This is a genomic window from Morganella morganii H1r, from assembly GCF_000633515.1.
Lineage (GTDB): Bacteria > Pseudomonadota > Gammaproteobacteria > Enterobacterales > Enterobacteriaceae > Morganella > Morganella morganii_B.
In genome coordinates, this window is sequence record NZ_AYMP01000016.1 from 58,362 (window position 1) to 75,467 (window position 17,106).

General features: G+C 52.5%; 15 protein-coding genes and 1 pseudogene. 6 read left to right on the forward strand and 10 right to left on the reverse strand.

Annotated features, from left to right (window positions below; all coding sequences use genetic code 11):
• Positions 1 to 114 precede the first annotated feature (114 nt).
• On the forward strand, positions 115 to 1,872 hold the full coding sequence (locus tag U868_RS0109655; RefSeq protein ID WP_025153106.1) for a SulP family inorganic anion transporter: 1,758 nt from the start codon (positions 115 to 117) through the stop codon (positions 1,870 to 1,872).
• Here the strand turns inward: U868_RS0109655 and qseC are convergent.
• Together qseC and qseB are read right to left on the reverse strand one after the other, a co-directional pair.
• Positions 1,862 to 3,208, reverse strand: coding sequence for a quorum sensing histidine kinase QseC (gene qseC / locus U868_RS0109660; protein WP_025153107.1), 1,347 nt, complete (start codon positions 3,206 to 3,208; stop codon positions 1,862 to 1,864). The two genes, U868_RS0109655 and qseC, sit on opposite strands and share 11 nt — an antisense overlap.
• Positions 3,195 to 3,866, reverse strand: a complete 672-nt coding sequence (gene qseB / locus U868_RS0109665) for a quorum sensing response regulator transcription factor QseB (RefSeq protein ID WP_025153108.1) — start codon at positions 3,864 to 3,866, stop codon at positions 3,195 to 3,197. The genes qseC and qseB overlap by 14 nt, the downstream gene beginning before the upstream one ends.
• Positions 3,867 to 4,044: 178 nt before the next feature.
• Here qseB and U868_RS0109670 point away from each other — a divergent pair, with 178 nt between their 5' ends.
• Positions 4,045 to 4,464 (forward strand): YgiW/YdeI family stress tolerance OB fold protein, encoded by a 420-nt coding sequence (locus U868_RS0109670; protein ID WP_080694341.1) that lies wholly within the window; start codon positions 4,045 to 4,047, stop codon positions 4,462 to 4,464.
• 25 nt (positions 4,465 to 4,489) lie between these two features.
• Here the strand turns inward: U868_RS0109670 and U868_RS0109675 are convergent, their stop codons facing one another.
• Positions 4,490 to 5,062: a YcxB family protein gene (locus tag U868_RS0109675; RefSeq protein WP_025153110.1), complete on the reverse strand. Its 573-nt coding sequence runs from the start codon at positions 5,060 to 5,062 to the stop codon at positions 4,490 to 4,492.
• Between the two features lie 138 nt (positions 5,063 to 5,200).
• Complete coding sequence (locus U868_RS0109685) at positions 5,201 to 5,977, reverse strand: YciC family protein (protein ID WP_025153111.1); 777 nt, start codon at positions 5,975 to 5,977, stop codon at positions 5,201 to 5,203.
• A gap of 423 nt (positions 5,978 to 6,400) precedes the next feature.
• Here U868_RS0109685 and ompW point away from each other — a divergent pair, with 423 nt between their 5' ends.
• Positions 6,401 to 7,042 carry an outer membrane protein OmpW gene (gene ompW / locus U868_RS0109690; RefSeq protein ID WP_025153112.1) on the forward strand — a complete coding sequence of 214 codons (642 nt, stop codon included), beginning with the start codon at positions 6,401 to 6,403 and terminating at the stop codon, positions 7,040 to 7,042.
• A gap of 80 nt (positions 7,043 to 7,122) precedes the next feature.
• Here the strand turns inward: ompW and U868_RS0109695 are convergent, their stop codons facing one another.
• The 6 genes and pseudogenes from U868_RS0109695 to U868_RS0109725 all read right to left on the reverse strand — a co-directional run bounded on the left by U868_RS0109695 (position 7,123) and on the right by U868_RS0109725 (position 14,135).
• Complete coding sequence (locus U868_RS0109695) at positions 7,123 to 7,437, reverse strand: BON domain-containing protein (RefSeq protein WP_025153113.1); 315 nt, start codon at positions 7,435 to 7,437, stop codon at positions 7,123 to 7,125.
• 124 nt (positions 7,438 to 7,561) lie between these two features.
• A complete protein-coding gene (trpA, locus tag U868_RS0109700) occupies positions 7,562 to 8,368 on the reverse strand; it encodes a tryptophan synthase subunit alpha (RefSeq protein ID WP_025153114.1) in 807 nt (268 codons plus the stop codon).
• Positions 8,368 to 9,558 (reverse strand): tryptophan synthase subunit beta, encoded by a 1,191-nt coding sequence (trpB, locus tag U868_RS0109705; protein WP_025153115.1) that lies wholly within the window; start codon positions 9,556 to 9,558, stop codon positions 8,368 to 8,370. The genes trpA and trpB overlap by 1 nt, the downstream gene beginning before the upstream one ends.
• A gap of 33 nt (positions 9,559 to 9,591) precedes the next feature.
• Positions 9,592 to 10,959: a bifunctional indole-3-glycerol-phosphate synthase TrpC/phosphoribosylanthranilate isomerase TrpF gene (trpCF, locus tag U868_RS0109710; RefSeq protein ID WP_025153116.1), complete on the reverse strand. Its 1,368-nt coding sequence runs from the start codon at positions 10,957 to 10,959 to the stop codon at positions 9,592 to 9,594.
• Between the two features lie 3 nt (positions 10,960 to 10,962).
• Positions 10,963 to 12,585, reverse strand: a pseudogene (gene trpD, locus U868_RS25705) (bifunctional anthranilate synthase glutamate amidotransferase component TrpG/anthranilate phosphoribosyltransferase TrpD).
• Positions 12,585 to 14,135, reverse strand: coding sequence for an anthranilate synthase component 1 (locus U868_RS0109725; RefSeq protein ID WP_025153119.1), 1,551 nt, complete (start codon positions 14,133 to 14,135; stop codon positions 12,585 to 12,587). The pseudogene trpD and the gene U868_RS0109725 overlap by 1 nt, the downstream one beginning before the upstream one ends.
• 315 nt (positions 14,136 to 14,450) lie before the next feature.
• On the opposite strand from U868_RS0109725, the gene rnm reads away from it, so the two are divergent.
• The 3 genes from rnm to rluB all read left to right on the forward strand — a co-directional run bounded on the left by rnm (position 14,451) and on the right by rluB (position 17,021).
• Positions 14,451 to 15,344 (forward strand): RNase RNM, encoded by an 894-nt coding sequence (gene rnm, locus U868_RS0109730; RefSeq protein ID WP_036411710.1) that lies wholly within the window; start codon positions 14,451 to 14,453, stop codon positions 15,342 to 15,344.
• 13 nt (positions 15,345 to 15,357) lie between these two features.
• Complete coding sequence (locus tag U868_RS0109735) at positions 15,358 to 15,978, forward strand: L-threonylcarbamoyladenylate synthase (protein WP_025153121.1); 621 nt, start codon at positions 15,358 to 15,360, stop codon at positions 15,976 to 15,978.
• 110 nt (positions 15,979 to 16,088) lie between these two features.
• The gene (gene rluB / locus U868_RS0109740) at positions 16,089 to 17,021 is read left to right on the forward strand and encodes a 23S rRNA pseudouridine(2605) synthase RluB (RefSeq protein WP_025153122.1); all 933 of its coding nucleotides are present in this window, start codon (positions 16,089 to 16,091) and stop codon (positions 17,019 to 17,021) included.
• Positions 17,022 to 17,106 lie beyond the last annotated feature (85 nt).

The window sequence follows — 17,106 nt, forward strand, 5'->3', positions numbered from 1 at the left end:
CATAAGACGCGGTCTGACTATCTTCTTTATGCGCGTTCGGTTATAAATCAGTTTAACTATCAGCAGTAAAATTAAATTGTACATCTCAATACGATATTTTTATAAGGGGCGATAATGCAGCCGAACCGATTTTTGCGCTGGATGCCGGGACTTTCTGTTTTTTTGCATTATGAACGAAAAAATTTGCGTTTTGATATCCGCGCAGGGCTTTCTGTTGCTGCCGTGGCATTGCCGGTGGCTATCGCTTACACGGGGCTGATGGGCATAAATGCCATTGTCGGACTCTATGCCTGTATCCTGCCGATGGTGACTTATGCGCTGTTCGGATCCTCCCGTCAGCTGATTGTCGGGCCGGATGCGGCGACCTGTGCGGTCATTGCGGCGGCGATTATCCCGCTGGCAAAAGGTGATCCGGATACGCTGTGGCAGCTGGCGATCATTATGACACTGATGACCGGTGTCTGGTGCCTGATTGCCGGGCATTTCAAACTCGCCGCGTTTGCGGATTTTTTATCGCAGCCGATTTTACAGGGGCTGCTCAACGGTGTGGCGGTAACGATCATTGTCGGGCAGATAGGAAATGTGCTCGGGCTGGATGAACTGCCGTCGCAGCTGATTGAGTGCCTGGTGGCGCTGCCGGAGCATCTGCATCTTATGCATATGCCGACGCTGATCCTCTCCGGTGCCAGTCTGGCGGCACTGTTTTTATTACGGGCTGTCCGCCGCAGCTGGCCGGGGCCGCTGATTGTGATGACGATTGCCACACTGGTCAGCGCACAGCTGGATTTTGCCTCAATGGGGATTGCCGTGGTCGGTAATCTGGGTAACGGGCTGCCGCATATCAAAATGCCGGCGTTTGATCCGGGTCTGCTGCGTGAACTGGTGATCCCGTCACTGAACCTTGCGGTGATCAGTATTGTCAGCTTTATGATGACAGTGCGCAGTTTTGCCGAGAAAAACGGCTATGCCATCGATGTGGATCAGGAGCTGCGTGCTCAGGGGTATATCAACATTGCCTCCGGGCTATCGCAGGGATTCGCGGTCAGTGCCGCGACCAGCCGTACTGCCGTTAACGATGCCACCGGTGGTAAAACACAGATGGTGTCCCTGATCGCCGCCGGATTGATCGCGCTGGTGCTGTTTTTCCTGACCGGTTTCCTCGGACACATTCCGCTGGCAACACTCGGGGTGGTCCTGATTTACTCCTCCTGGTCGATGTTCAGCATCCGTCAGATTTTCTCTTTCCGTAAACGGAATAAATCGGCTTTCACCCTGGCGCTGTTTACTCTGGTGGCGGTGTTAGTGGTGGGGCTTATCAACGGTATCGGGTTTGCGGTTCTGCTGGGTCTGGTACAGTTTCTGCGCACCGTTTTCCGTCCGACCGATCAGCTGCTGGGTGTGGATGAGCAGGGAATGATCCATTCCATCAACAACAGTAACGTGGATATTAATCAGGTCGACGGATTATTGATGTACCGCTTTAACTCGCCGCTGACCTATTTTAACGTGGCGTATTTTAAAAAGCGGATATTGCAGATGGTGAATACGGCACCAAAACGCCCCGGATGGGTAGCAGTGGATGCGACCGTCAGCTTTATCAATAATGATATGAGCGTGTTCAGCACTCTCAATGAGCTGGTGACTGAGCTGAAAATCAAAGGTGTCACACTGATCCTGGCGGGACGGCGCACCGAGCTGACCCGCTGGGTTTCGGAAAATAAAATCAAACGCAATGATGATGATTTGATTATTGTGCCGGATCTCTATTTTGCCATCCGGCTGATTCAGAGCAAACAGCAAAGCCGTATCAAAGCGATAGAAGAGGCAATGGCGCAGGCGGCTGAAGGAACGGAAAAACCGCTCACCACCTGATCTCAGCAATAAACCCGCCCTGCGGGCTGCGGCGGAACTGTATGGTCATGTGATGCAGTTCCGCAATCCGTTTCACTATCGATAGTCCCAGACCGCTGCCGGTTTTTTCCTGTCCCGGCGGCCGGTAAAAACGTTCTCCCAGCCGGGCCAGTATTGCATCACTGACACCCGGCCCGTCATCCTCAATGACTAACTGTTGTGCAGTCAGCGTCAGCTGAACGGTGCCGCCGGTTTTACCGTAGCGGATGGCATTATGCAGCAGATTGCGCAGCATGACAGTCAGCAGCAGCTGTTCGCCGCGGACAGTCAGTTCAGGTGCGGTGATGTCCGGTATTACGCTGACCTGATGCGCCGCTGCATCCGGTGCGGTTTGTGCAACGGCATCATTAATAATGGCTGACCAGCGCAGCTCTGTGCTTTCCAGCGGCTGAGACTGTGATTCCAGCCGTGAGAGGGTCAGCAGCTGATCCACCAGACGGGTGGCACGGTCAATTCCGGTGAGCAGATTCGCGGTCACATGTTCCCGGGTGGCGGGGTCATCGCCGGCAATCTGCATCACGTCGGTCTGTACTTTCAGTGCAGCCAGCGGGCTGCGCAGTTCATGGGCGGCATCAGAGGTAAAACGGCTTTCCCGCTCACGCAGGTCGCGGATCCGCAGAAATAACCCGTTCAGCGCGTCCAGCATCGGACTGACTTCTTTCGGCAGCACCGGTGGGGTAAGCGGGGTCAGTTCCGCCGGATTCCGGCGCTGTAACTGGCGTGCCAGCAGACGCAGCGGCGTCAGGGCACGGGTCAGCAGCCACAGGAACAAAAGCAGCATCAGGGGCAGCGCCACCAGCCACGGAACCGCCTGAGCGGTGATAATCGTCAGGCCCATATCCTCGCGGTATTCCCATTCCTGGCCGACCACAATGATATAGCGGCCATCAGCGGAAGGCAGCTGTACAAAGCGCCAGCGGTCGTTGTCATCCGTCAGCGAGCCGTCACGAAACCCGTTTTTCTTGTCTGAGAACGGAATTTTCCGGCCGTTCTCGCCGTCATCCAGCACCCGCTTGCCCTGCGGGGTAAAAATAGCAAAAGCCAGCGCATCATCATCCTGCTTTCCGCGGTTGCCGGAGAGCATTTTTTTGGTTTTTTTAATAGCGGACGACGGAAATTCCAGCCCGGACGGCAGAACCGACAGGCGTTTGGCAAAGGCCATTTGTTGCGTATCAAATAATTCATTAATGGATTTTGTGGTCTGCATCCAGGCAAACAGACTGGCGATCCCCCAGGTCAGCAGAGTGAGCAGCAGCAACAGCCCGCCCAGCCGCAGGCGCAGACTATACGTTTTCATCATTCTTTCCCGCGACATAACCAACACCGTGAATGGTTTTGATAAACCCGCGTCCCAGTTTGCGGCGCAGATGGTGAATATGCACCTCAACGGCATTACTGGAAACATCCTCATCCCAGTTATACAGTTTCTCTTCAATCATTGCGCGGGACAGCACTTTCTGCGGATTGCGCAGAAACAGTGCCAGCAGTGCCAGTTCTTTGCCTTTCAGCGATACCGGCACACCGTTGCGGGTGACGGTCATGGCTACCGGATCCATCTCCACATCGCCGAGCACCCGTTTTTCAGAAACCTGCCCGTAGCGGCGGCGGATCAGCGCCTGTAACCGTGCCGCCACTTCCGCAAGCGCAAACGGTTTGCACAGATAATCATCCGCGCCCTGCTGTAAACCGCTTACGCGCTGCTCAAGGGCATCACGGGCGGTCAGGATCAGTACCGGTTCGTCACGGCCCTCCGAACGCCACTGTTTCAGTATCTCCAGCCCGTCCATACCCGGCAGGGAGAGATCAAGGATCACGGCATCATAAGGGGCAGAATAGAGGGCCTGCTGACCGGTCAGGCCATCGGTAAACCAGTCAGGCGTAAAGCCGAGCCGGCTCAGGCCGATTTTCAGCCCGTCACCAATCAGCCGGTCATCTTCAATTAATAATATCCGCATAATTCTTATCCGTATAAATAGCGCTATACTAGTTTTAACCCGGATATCTCAGGATAACCACCTGTTTTTGCTGAAATTAAAAATATAATCAAAAATGACATCCCCTTAAGATCCTGTTAAGAACTTAATGGTTTAATAGTGTCCATGAAGCAAAGACGCTTCCTCATAAAGGAGATAAATGATGAAAAAATTACCTGCACTCGCATTACTTGCCACGTTACTGGCAGGATCAGCCGGTTCCGTTTTTGCAGCCAACGGCGGTTTTGAAGGTCCCGGCGCGACAGCGGCGGCAACAACCACAACAACATCACAAAACGGCGGTTTCAGCGGCCCGGATGCCCGTAAAATGACTGTTGCGGATGCACTGAAATTATCCGATGATGCACCGGTTGTACTGCGCGGCACGATTGTCCGTCAGCTCGATAATAAACATTATGAATTTAAAGATAACACCGGTACTATCCGTGCTGAAATTTCCCCGAAACGCTGGAACGGACTGAAAGTTACACCGCAGGATGAAATTGAGGTCGAAGGGGAAATCGACAAAGAATGGAATAAAACCGAACTGGATGTGAAAGCCGTGCGTAAAGTGCAGTAATCACCACCGCAGACACACCGGATAATCAGGCCATCTTACCGGCCTGATTCTTTATCTTCATATGTCTTATTTTCTGTGACAGCAGGTGCAAAATATCGTTCTTTTGCGTCTCTGACTGAATGTCCCGCAGCGGAAGAATAATGCCGTCATTTTTGCCGTGGTAAAGATAAATTCCGGTGTTGCTTTCGGCATAATCAATGACAGATCCCCAGGCAAAAAAAGAATGGTGAAGGGCTGAAACCTGGCTTATTCCGTCATTATTCAGTTCAAACGTGACAGGACGCAGGAGGTAATGTCCGGACTGAACAGAAAACTGACGCATAATCCGTCTGTTTTTGACAGAACGGCTGAACATAAACACCAGCAGCGATAAAAAACCGCAACTCAGCCCGTAAAAAACAGAATAACTATCAAACTTACCCGGCAGGGGGGAAAATGTACTGAAAATAAGCAATAACATCCCGCATAAGATCAGCCAGATAAGAAAATAAGGAATACGTCGCCACCCGACCGGTTCCTGATAAAAATGCCGGAAACTGAAAGCCTGGTAGTCAGCCAGATCCTGAACAGTAAGCGTGACGGGCAGGGTGATCATCATTGTATTCCTTTACACAGAAAGTGGCATATTTCAAACCAGGATACCGCAGCAATGGCCGCCTGATATTTCCTGAACAGTTTGCACATCATATTGTGCATAAAAAAGACAATATTATTATCTGCACGTATTAATCCGGCTTTACTGATAATCACTGACAGATTGTGACTGTGTAAATAACTGATAGAACCGGAACAGATAAATAATCACCAGTCCGCTGATAACATTATTAATAAACAGAATAACAGTCATCAAAATATGCTCATTCACGATAGGAAGTTTACTAAGAAACACTACGGATGCCTGTTTCAGAGCAAACCATATTAAAATAGCCGGCAGAAGCGTTCTGATATTTTTCAGGGCAATATTTCCGCTGATTTTAATGGCGGTAAATACGCTGTTCTTTTCGGTGAACATAATGACCGGGGCCAGTGCCAGCAACATGGCCAGAATTAATCCCGGCAGATACATGGCGACCAGTCCGAGTGCAATCACCAGTGAACAGATTAACAGCAGAATCAGCATGCGCGGAACACGTCCGGCAGAGCCGGTGATGGCCTGTAAAGCGGATACCGGCTGTCCCTGTGAAACACTGAAAATCAGGAAAATCATGGCGGTCACAAAGACAGCATTGCCCAGCAGGGAGCTGAAAATTGTGCCGAGACCGGTTTTCAGCATCTGCCACTGGTCGTCGGATGTCAGCGCGGCAACAGCGCGCTGAAAGCCGCCGGAGCCTTCAGTGACGTAGGTGGTTTCCAGCGCGCGGATCAGCGCCAGACCGTTGGAATTGTAAGTCAGGAGCACATTGAGCCCGACGGTCACAGCGGCGGTAAGCAGCGAAATGATCAGGACAGATAACAGCTGATTACGGAAAAAATTCAGGCTGTCGCGGGCGAGAACCGGCACCGGCATGGACATGGAACAACTCCTGTAAGGCATGAAATAAAAACGTTGATGCAATTGTAAAACAGTATGGCGGGGATTGTAACCTGTTCGTCCGGCGGAAATACAGTATTCAGACGGAATATCCGGAAACAGACAGCCAAATAATCACAAATTATTAACAATAATAAAACAAAATGGTCGGCTGAATAGTCAGAATTGTATTTTACAAATTGATATAAAACACATAAATAATGAGCACTCTGAAAATGACAATTGTTGTTTTTGATGTAAATCAATAAATGAAAATGTCACCATGGAATAATAATTCAGATCTTTGTGAAAAGTGCGTTTTTTATTTAAATGTTGTGATCTGTCTTAGATCATAATTGGATTTAAGTCTGTATATTTCAAACTGTACTTATTGTGTGTTTTTTCTTTTTTAGGATGGGATAGATAATGAAAAAGCTTTCTGCAGTGTGTTTAGCACTGGCAACGGTTTTACCGTCAGTTTCAATGGCACACCAGGCCGGTGATTTTATCATTCGTGGTGGTACCGCGACTGTGCGTCCGAATACAGGCTCTGATAATGTTCTGGGTTTTGCCGGCTCTTTTGAAGCAAATAACAATACGCAGCTGGGTCTGACCTTTACTTATATGGCAACTGATAATATCGGTATTGAATTATTGGCTGCGACTCCGTTTGAACACAAAGTTTCACTGCCGTCATCTCTGGGTGAAATCGCATCAGTTAAAGATCTGCCGCCAACCTTAATGGCTCAGTATTATTTCCGCACTCCGGAAGATAAACTGCGTCCGTATTTAGGTGTGGGTGTGAACTATACCTTCTTCTTTGATGAAGGGTTTAACGGTACCGGCAGTGGTGCAGGCTTACGTGATCTGAGTTTAGGTGATTCCTGGGGCTTTGCGGCACAGGCTGGTCTGGATTATCAGTTAGATGACCACTGGCTGCTGAATGCGTCCGTCTGGTGGATGAACATCGAAACAGATGTGGATTTCAAAGCAGGTAATGACAGTTACTCTTATAAAACCCGTCTTGACCCGTTTGTCTTTATGTTTGGTGCGGGCTACAAATTCTGATAATTCGTGTTATCAGTACCATAAAAAACGGCGCAATCATCATTGCGCCGTTTTTTTATCCGGTAATCTGATAGTCAGGGTCACCGCAACTTCATTGAGTTAATAACAACCTTCACGCCGGGAACTTTACGTGCGGTATTCACCGCCAGGTTTGCTTCTGTTTCTGAAGAGACAAATCCGCTCAGCTGAACTTTACCTTTGAACGTTTCCACGCTGATTTGGGTGGATTTAATGCCTTTCTCACCCAGTAACGCTGTTTTCACTTTTGTGGTGATGACGGAATCATCAAAATAACCCCCGGTACCTTCACTGGTGGCAGTCGGGGCACAGGCGGACAGCGTGAAAGCCATAAACATGACAACAAAAAATGAGGTGACCAATTTCATATACTTCATTATGTTCTCCTTATTACCGGCACGGTTCACAGAATAATGTGTGCCTGACCCTCTCAGTATTGATGAAAACTGAATGTTTCTCAACAAAAAATAACCCGCTGTTAACAGCGGGCGGAGTGAAACATTATAATTGCGTTGCGTTTTTCATTTTTTGCGTAAATTCCCGCAGTTTCTGACACATGACCGGTACATTATCCAGATTTGCGGCGATGATTTTTACCACAGCCGATCCGGAAATTGCCCCCGCCGCACCATTTTTCAGTGATTCCCGCACCTGTTCCGGTTCGGAAATCCCGAATCCCTGAACCGGCGGGGCGGCATTCAGTGCGGTCAGTTTGGCGGTCAGATCAGCCAGCGATTTTTCAGCCCGTTTTTCTGTTCCTGTCACACCGGCACGGGAAAGCAGATAAGTATAGCCTTTCCCGGCGGCAGCCAGTGTCTCCAGTAATTTGTCATCCGCATCCGGCGGGCAGATAAAGACCGGTGCGATATTATTGGCCAGCGCGGCATCCCGGAACGGCTGAGATTCATGCAGCGGCACATCGGCGATCAGAACCGAATCCACACCGGCGTTTGCTGCGGTTTCATAAAACTGACTGATACCGTTATGGAAGACCAGATTGGCATACATCAGCAGTCCCACCGGCAGTTCCGGATATTTCGCACGGATTTGCGTAATCAGCTCAAAGCAGCGCGCCGGGGTCATACCGGCGGCAAAAGCGCGGAGGTTGGCATCCTGAATCACCGGACCGTCTGCCAGCGGGTCAGAAAACGGAATGCCGATCTCCAGGGCATCGGCACCACCCGCGACCAGAGCATCAATAATTTGCAGGGAAACCTCTGCCGACGGGTCACCCAGGGTGACAAACGGGATAAATGCGCCCTGATTGCGGGACTGCAAACGCTGGAAAAGTTGTTCATACCGGCTCATCAGAAATCACCTCTTGCTTTAAAAATGTCATAAACAGTGAAAATGTCTTTGTCTCCGCGACCGGAAATATTAACGATAAGAAGTTGTTCTTTTTCCGGATTTTCGCGGATCATTTTCAGTGCGTGTGCCAGGGCATGGGAGGATTCCAGTGCCGGGATAATCCCCTCCTGACGGCTCAGCGTTTTAAATGCCTCGAGGGCCTCATCATCGGTGGCGGAAACATAATCAGCCCGGCCGATGGCATTCAGATATGCGTGCTGCGGCCCGACAGACGGAAAGTCCAGACCGGCGGAGATAGAGTAAGATTCCTCGATCTGACCGTCTTCTGTCTGCATCATCGGTGATTTCATACCGAAGTAGATACCAATACGGCCATGTTTGAGCGGCGCGCCGTGCTCGCCGGTTTCAATACCGTGCCCGGCCGGTTCGACGCCGATCAGTGCGACAGATTCATCCGGAATAAATCCGGCGAAGGCACCGATAGCATTTGAGCCGCCGCCGATACAGGCGATCACCGCATCCGGTAAACGGCCTTCACGGGTGAGGATCTGGGCACGCGCCTCATCACCAATCATGCGCTGGAACTCGCGGACAATGGTCGGGTACGGATGCGGGCCTGCTGCGGTGCCTAATAAATAGTGGGCGCGGTCATAGTTGCCGCTCCAGTCACGCAGCGCCTCATTACAGGCATCTTTCAGGGTGGCGGAACCGCTGTGTACCGGGATGACTTCCGCGCCCATCAGCCGCATACGGAACACATTCGGGGACTGACGTTCCACATCTTTTGCCCCCATATAAACACGGCATTTCAGGCCGAGCAGCGCACTGGCGAGTGCTGCCGCGACACCGTGCTGACCGGCACCGGTTTCGGCAATAATTTCCGTTTTTCCCATCCGTTTTGCCAGCAGTGCCTGGCCGAGTACCTGGTTGGTTTTGTGGGCACCGCCGTGCAGTAAATCCTCGCGCTTCAGATACAGTTTGGTTTTACTGCCGACAGTCAGATTTTTGCACAGTGTCAGGGCTGTCGGACGACCGGCATAGTTTTGCAGCAGGTCGGTAAATTCGCGCTGAAATTCCGGGTCTTCCTGAGCGGCAATAAAGGCATCTTCGAGCTGGTCGAGTGCCGGGATTAAAATCTGCGGTACAAACTGTCCGCCGAATTCACCAAAGTAGGGATTTAATTTACTCATTGTTTTCTGATCCTTTTTCTTTTCAGTCGTCAGTCAGGCAACTTGCTGATGTAATTGATTAAATATTTGACGGAGTTTTTCTGCATCTTTAATACCGGGGGCGGACTCGGCGCCGGAGTTAAAGTCCAGCCCGGCAGCACCGGAAGCGGCAGCGGAGATACAGTTTTCCGCATTCAGTCCGCCTGCCAGGGTAAAGGGTACCGGTAATGACGGGGGCAGGGTCTGCCAGTCGAACGTCTGCCCGGTACCGCCTTTGCCGTTATCCAGCACCAGGCGCACTACGCCGTCCGGAACGGTGATATCCGCACCGTGTGACATATCCAGCGCTTTCCAGATCTCACACGTTGCCGGGAGGTGCAGGCGCAGCAGCGCGATATCATGTTCGTTTTCATCACCGTGTAACTGAACCGCATGCAGTTTCAGGCGGCGGGCAATCGCGGCGATATCTGCCGGATCGTGGTTACGGAATACGCCGACATACGCCAGCGGTGCACCGCGCATTACTTCCGCTGCCTGTGCTTCATCCACATAACGCGGTGATTTGCTGACAAAAATCAGTCCGCCGAACGCAGCACCGGCGTCATAGGCGGCGCGGGCATCTGCTGCGCGGGTCAGCCCGCAGACTTTGTGTTCACCGTAAATCAGGCGGCGGATGGCTGTGTCCAGATCCGGTTGCGCCATAATGGCACTGCCGATCAGGAACCCGTCAGCATGGGGACGCAATTCGCGGATATGCTGATGTGTGGTAATACCGGACTCACTGATAATAATACGGTCAGCGGGAATATGCGGGGCAAAATCCGCTGTCCGGCGGCGGTCAATGGAGAGGTCGCGCAAATCGCGGTTATTGATACCGATAACCTGTGCATCAAGGGCAATGGCGCGGTGCAGTTCCTCTTCCGTACTGACTTCCGTCAGCACCCCCATATTGAGGGAATGAGCCAGCGTTGCCAGTGAGTGATAATCCGCATCATTCAGGACAGAGAGCATCAGCAGAATTGCGTCTGCGCCATAGTGGCGGGCGAGATACACCTGATAAGCATCAATAATGAAATCTTTGCATAATACCGGTTGCGTGATCAGCGCGCGCACCTGCCGCAGATAGTCATGTTGTCCCTGAAAATATTTCTCGTCGGTCAGTACCGAAACTGCCGTGGCATACGGTGCATAGGCCGCTGCGATTTCACTGAGATTAAAATCCTGACGGATAAGTCCTTTCGACGGAGAGGCTTTTTTGCACTCCAGAATAAACGCGGTTTCCGCACTGCGCAGTGCCTGATAAAAATCGCGGTCACTCAGCGGAAGATCATCCGCGAAACTCAGCAGCGGCTCCTGTTTCTTCCGCGCAACCAGGGAGATACGTTTATCATTCACAATCTGTTCTAATACGGTGCCTTTCATGGTTTATCCTCTCGCGGCCAGGGCGGTGACGCGCTCAAAGGCGTTACCACTGCGGATCATTGCCAGCGCGTGCTGAGCATTATCCTGTAAGTCTTCGTTATCATTGAGTTTCATCAGCAGGGCGACATTGGCTGCCACGGCGTGACTCTGGGCTGCTGTGCCTTCTCCCTGCAATAACCGGGTCAGTAACTGACGGTTTTCTTCCGGGGTGCCGCCGCGCAATTCCTGCATGTCATAACCCGGCAGGCCGAAATCGTCTGTGGTCAGGCGGTATTCGCGGATCTCTCCGTTATGCAGCTCGGCAACCTGTGTCGGCGCATGCAGGGAAACCTCATCCATCCCGCCGCTGTGCACCACGGCTGCACGCTGGTAGCCGAGGACTTTCAGCGTTTGTGCAACAGGGCGGATCAGCGCCGGGCTGTATACACCGATCAGGGCAACCGGCGGGCGGGCCGGGTTTATCAGCGGCCCGAGGACATTGAATAAGGTGCGGGTTTTCAGCTGCTGACGCACCGGCGCGGCAAAACTGAAGCCGTCATGGTAGTGCGGAGCGAACAGAAAACAGACGCCGACATCATCCAGCGCGCTGCGGGACACATCCGCCGGGGTGTCGAGCGCGATGCCGAAGGCATTCAGTAAATCAGAAGAGCCGGTTTTGCTCGAAACACTGCGGCTGCCGTGTTTGGCGACTTTTATCCCGCAGGCCGCTGCCACAAAGGCACTGGCTGTGGAGATATTGATGCTGTCGGAAGCATCGCCGCCGGTGCCGACAATATCACTGAAACGGTAGTCCGGACGCGGGAAGGCGCGCGCGTTGTTCAGACAGGCCTGGGCGGCACCGGCAATTTCATCCGGCTGTTCGCCGCGCATTTTCATGCTGATCAGTGCTGCCGCCAGCTGAGTTTCACTCAGTTCTCCCCGGATAATCGCGGAAAATAATTCCCGGCTTTCCGTCAGGGTCAGTGTTTCACCCCGGTAAAGTTTTTCAAATAATGTTTGCATCTCTCTGTTCCTTAATCTGTTTTTTTATCTGTTATTCAGGTTGAGTTATGCCTGTGCCCACGCCAGGGTATTGGCCAGCAGGGCTGCGCCGTCCGGAGTCAGGACGGATTCGGGATGAAACTGTAAGCCGCAGACTTTGTCCTGTTCATGGCGGACGGCCATTACAATATTGTCGCTGGTGGCGCACACGGTCAGCGCTTCCGGGATGACTTCCGCTGCCAGTGAGTGATAGCGTGCCACTTTCATCGGGTTCGGCAGACCGGAAAACATAGATTGCTCATCGTGGTGCAACTGACTGGCTTTACCGTGGAGTACGGCACCGGCGTGGCTGACTTTGCCGCCGTAGGCTTCAACAATCGCCTGGTGGCCGAGGCAAATACCGATCACCGGATAACGCCCTCTGACACGGCTCAGCACTTCCGGCTGACATCCGGCATCTGCCGGTTTTCCCGGCCCCGGAGAGAGTACCAGCACCGGGTTTTTCATGGTTTCCAGCGCGGACAGAATGACCTCCGCCGGTACCCGGTTGCGGTAAATCACCACCTGATGCCCCTGAGCACGGAACTGATCGGCCAGGTTATAGGTAAAGGAGTCGACATTATCGAGCAGTAAAATATCAGCCATCAGAATGTCTCCTCTGCATGATGGGCGCGGGTGATGGCGCGGATCACCGCGCGGGCTTTGTTGCGGTTTTCGTCGGCTTCCGCCTGCGGGTCAGAATCCAGCACCACGCCACCGCCGGCCTGCACAGTGGCAATGCCGTTTTCGACATAGGCAGAGCGGATCACAATGCAGGTATCAAAGGTGGTATCGCCGCGAAAATAGCCGACCGCGCCGCCGTAGCTGCCGCGGCGGACTTTCTCGGCCTGTGCAATCAGTTCCATCGCACGGACTTTCGGTGCCCCGGTCAGAGTGCCCATATTCATGCAGGCCTGATAAGCATGAAAAATATCAAGGTCGTCGCGTAATTCACCGGTGACGCGGGACACCAGGTGCATCACAAACGCATAACGATCCACTTTGGTCAGCTCCGCCACACTGCGGCTGCCGGGACGGCAGATGCGGGCGAGGTCATTACGGGCCAGGTCAACCAGCATGAAGTGTTCTGCCAGTTCTTTCTGATCCGTGCGCAGGTCAAGCTCCAGACGGCTGTCTTTATCCGCATCCACCGAACCGTCTGCTGACAGGCCGCGCGGACGGGTGCCGGCAATCGGGTAGATTTCAATCTGACGGGTTGCCGGGTCATATTTCAGGGCACTTTCCGGTGATGCGCCGAACAGAGTGAAATCCGCATCCTGCATAAAGAACAGGTAAGGGCTCGGGTTACGGTTTTTCAGTTCGCGGTAAGCCGCCATCGGTGACGGGCACGGTAACTGAAAACGGCGTGACGGCACGACCTGGAAAATATCACCCTGTACAATGGATTGTTTTAACTGATTAACGATAGTACAGAAATCAGTATCTGAATGTGACGTTGTCACACTGATATCCACCGGCGTAACAGCCGCAGAACCGGTTACCGGCTGTGCCAGTGCGGTCAGTATCTGCTGATGCTGTTCTGCCAGACGGGTTTGTTCTGCTGTATCTGCCGTAAAGGTCAAAGTAATGAGTTCGCTGGTTTGCTGCTGGTGGTCGATGGTGAGCAGCGTTTCCGCCAGGTAAAAACAGTAATCCGGGCAGCGGTTGGTGCGCTCAACCGGCGGCAGTGCCTCAAAGGCAGCGACCAGGTCGTAACTGAACAGTCCGCCGCAGAAAAGCGCGTGGCGGTCATCTGTCTGTGACGGCAGGTTCATCAGGGTGCGGAGTACATCAAAGACCGAGGCGGCACGCAGGCGGGTATCTTCATCCGCATGCGCGGCCGGTGCAGTAAAATGCAGTGTCAGGGTGTTACCGCTGATAGTCCCGGCGGACAGGCGATCCTGCAGTACCGGCAGTAATGCCGCGCCGTTGGCGGTCAGTGCTTCAGCAGTGACTGTATGTCCGGTGCAGCAGATGCGCAGTGCGCTGTGCAGTACCAGCATACTTTTTAAATTTGCTCTGGACGCGATTTCAGCAGATTCTAATAACAGCGTTGCAGGACGCTGTGCGCAAAGTGCGGTGAATACCGCCGCCGGGTCGGGCTGATAAGCCGGATAATCTGTCCGGATGTGTTGTGTGAAACGTGTGCTGTCCATGATAATTACCTTGCTATGTGAATTTTTGCCATAAAAAAACCCGCCACGGGGGCGGGTTCTGTGCTTTGGTACAGCCGGTTAACTGACATGCACGCACAACCATTCCGCCCGACGGGAAAGATTGCGCCACCAACGATTGTTCAGTTTGTGCATGTTCATGGGATGTCCTCAGTATTAGCAGTGATTACAGATAACTCGTTCTGCGTACTAGTTAACTAGATCGTGATTGGTGTGTCAAGGCTTTTTATGGAATACTGTGCGTCCCGTGAAAGACGGGTGAAACTTTATGTGGTCACTTCTGACAACAGTTGTCAGATGTCAGAACCGAAGGGAGACGCGATGGAGCCGGAGAATACAGGTATTGACCTGTCGTGCTATGATTTACACAGCCATACCACTGCGTCAGACGGCATGCTGACACCGGAGCAGTTACTGGACAGAGCCGTTGAGATGAGGGTGACCGTGCTGGCAATTACCGATCACGACACCACGGATGCACTTCCGGCAGCACATCATTATCAGCAGGCAAATAATTTACCGCTGACAGTGATTAATGGTGTTGAAATATCAACGCTTTGGGAACATCATGAGATTCATATTGTCGGGCTGAATATTGATATTACCCATCCGGCAATGACAGAATTACTGGCGCAGCAGTCAGAACGACGCCGGGCACGCGGGATGCTTATCAGTGAACGGCTGGCAAAGGCCGGAATTGAAGGCACCTGGGAAGAGGCGAATGAAATGGCGCAGGGCGGTGAAGTCACACGCGGACACTTCGCCCGGGTGTTGATCGCCCGTGGTGTGGAACCGACGATTCCGAAAGTGTTCAAACGCTATCTCGCCCGTAACAAAACCGGGTATGTGCCGCCGCAGTGGTGTGATATCCCTGACGCAGTACAGGCTATTCATGCCGCCGGCGGACAGGCGGTACTGGCACATCCCGGCCGCTATGGCTTATCCGCCAAGTGGCTAAAACGCCTGTGTGATTTTTTTAAACAGGCCGGCGGGGATGGCATGGAAGTGGCGCAGTGTCAGCAGGCGCCGGATGAACGCCGGACCCTGGCACAGTATGCAATAACTTACGGATTAAAAGCTTCCCAGGGATCCGATTTTCATCAGCCGTGTTCGTGGATAGAACTGGGCCGTAAATTGTGGTTACCGGGTGATGTGATACCAATCTGGCAGGATTGGTCATTGAAGGATTAACAGAGGAAACAACATGGGCCAGATGTTTTATATCCATCCGGATAACCCGCAGGCACGCCTGATCAATCAGAGCGTGGATATTTTTAACAAAGGCGGCGTGGTGATTTACCCGACCGATTCCGGCTATGCCATCGGCTGCCGCCTGGAAGATAAAGATGCATTACAGCGGATCTGCCGCCTGCGTCAGATAGACAGTAATCATAACTTTACCCTGATGTGCCGTGATTTATCGGATATCTCCACCTATGCGCATGTGGATAACACGGTATTCCGTTTAATCAAAAATAATACGCCGGGTAATTACACTTTTATTCTGCGGGCGACGAAAGAAGTGCCGCGCCGTCTGATGAGTGAAAAACGCAAAACCATCGGTCTGCGTATTCCGTCGAATCCGATTGCCATGGATCTGCTTGCCGCTATGGGCGAACCGCTGATGTCAGCCAGTCTCATCCTGCCGGGTAACGATTTTGCGGAATCCGATCCGGAAGAAATTAATGATACCCTGGGCAAGCAGGTGGATCTGGTGATCCACGGCGGCTATATCGGTCAGCAACCGACCACGGTAATTGACCTGACTGACGATGTCCCGGTTGTGGTGCGTGAAGGAACCGGAGATGTAACGCCGTTCCTGTGACTGCCGTGTGCGTCACATGTGTAAAATGCGTTAGCGCCGTGCATTAACCTGTGTATAATGCTGCGGTTGATTTTTATGACGCCTGTGAAGGCGACAGCAGAGGGTGCTCAATGAGCCAGAAAACAGAAAAGTTACAAAAGGTGTTGGCGCATGCAGGGCATGGCTCACGCCGCGAAATTGAAAGTTACATCGAAGCGGGCCGTATCTCCGTTGACGGTAAAACCGCCACACTGGGTGACCGTATCGATGTCAATACCAATGCCAAAATCCGCCTCGACGGCCGGATTTTAGGCATCAAAGATGCACAGAAAAACCCGTGCCGTGTACTGGCGTATTACAAGCCGGAAGGGGAATTATGTACCCGCCACGACCCGGACGGCCGCCCGACGGTTTTTGATCGTCTGCCGCGTATTCAGGGCGCCCGCTGGATTGCGGTCGGCCGCCTGGATGTGAATACCAGCGGATTACTGTTGTTTACCACTGACGGGGAACTGGCAAACCGCCTGATGCACCCGAGCCGTGAAGTGGAGCGTGAATATGCGGTCCGCGTCTTCGGTGAAGTGGATGATGCCAAACGTAATCAGCTGCTCAAAGGTGTTCAGCTGGAAGATGGCCCAGCGTCATTCCGTTCACTGAAATTCAAAGGCGGGGAAGGTATCAACCAGTGGTTTAATGTTTCTCTGACCGAAGGCCGCAACCGCGAAGTCCGCCGGATGTGGGAAGCGGTCGGTGTGCAGGTCAGCCGCCTGATCCGTGTCCGTTACGGCGATATCGATTTGCCGAAAGCGCTGCCGCGCGGCGGATGGGTGGAACTGAACCTGGAAAAAACCAACTATCTGCGCGCACTGGTGGGGCTGCCTGCGGAAACCACCACCAAGGTTTCTGTGGAAAGTGATAAACGCCGGATCAAAGCCAATCAGATCCGCCGTGCGGTAAAACGTCATTCACAAGTCGGCACTACCGCATCAAAACGTAATTCCGGGCGTCCGTCATCAACCCGTCAGGGGACCGGAAATACCCAGAAACGCCGTACCGGTAAATAATAATCCGGTTACGTAAAACCGGTTATTTTTGTTATTTCAGTCTGTCTTGTTCTTATAAACGTCCTGTACCTGCGTACAGGGCGTT

Bases quoted from the DNA above. Each gene is read 5' to 3' on its own strand.
- U868_RS0109655 (WP_025153106.1), top strand. From the start codon at position 115: ATGCAGCCGAACCGATTTTTGCGCTGGATGCCGGGACTTTCTGTTTTT.
- qseC (WP_025153107.1), bottom strand. From the start codon at position 3,208: ATGAAAACGTATAGTCTGCGCCTGCGGCTGGGCGGGCTGTTGCTGCTG.
- qseB (WP_025153108.1), bottom strand. From the start codon at position 3,866: ATGCGGATATTATTAATTGAAGATGACCGGCTGATTGGTGACGGGCTG.
- U868_RS0109670 (WP_080694341.1), top strand. From the start codon at position 4,045: ATGATGAAAAAATTACCTGCACTCGCATTACTTGCCACGTTACTGGCA.
- U868_RS0109675 (WP_025153110.1), bottom strand. From the start codon at position 5,062: ATGATGATCACCCTGCCCGTCACGCTTACTGTTCAGGATCTGGCTGAC.
- U868_RS0109685 (WP_025153111.1), bottom strand. From the start codon at position 5,977: ATGTCCATGCCGGTGCCGGTTCTCGCCCGCGACAGCCTGAATTTTTTC.
- ompW (WP_025153112.1), top strand. From the start codon at position 6,401: ATGAAAAAGCTTTCTGCAGTGTGTTTAGCACTGGCAACGGTTTTACCG.
- U868_RS0109695 (WP_025153113.1), bottom strand. From the start codon at position 7,437: ATGAAGTATATGAAATTGGTCACCTCATTTTTTGTTGTCATGTTTATG.
- trpA (WP_025153114.1), bottom strand. From the start codon at position 8,368: ATGAGCCGGTATGAACAACTTTTCCAGCGTTTGCAGTCCCGCAATCAG.
- trpB (WP_025153115.1), bottom strand. From the start codon at position 9,558: ATGAGTAAATTAAATCCCTACTTTGGTGAATTCGGCGGACAGTTTGTA.
- trpCF (WP_025153116.1), bottom strand. From the start codon at position 10,959: ATGAAAGGCACCGTATTAGAACAGATTGTGAATGATAAACGTATCTCC.
- U868_RS0109725 (WP_025153119.1), bottom strand. From the start codon at position 14,135: ATGGACAGCACACGTTTCACACAACACATCCGGACAGATTATCCGGCT.
- rnm (WP_036411710.1), top strand. From the start codon at position 14,451: ATGTCAGAACCGAAGGGAGACGCGATGGAGCCGGAGAATACAGGTATT.
- U868_RS0109735 (WP_025153121.1), top strand. From the start codon at position 15,358: ATGGGCCAGATGTTTTATATCCATCCGGATAACCCGCAGGCACGCCTG.
- rluB (WP_025153122.1), top strand. From the start codon at position 16,089: ATGAGCCAGAAAACAGAAAAGTTACAAAAGGTGTTGGCGCATGCAGGG.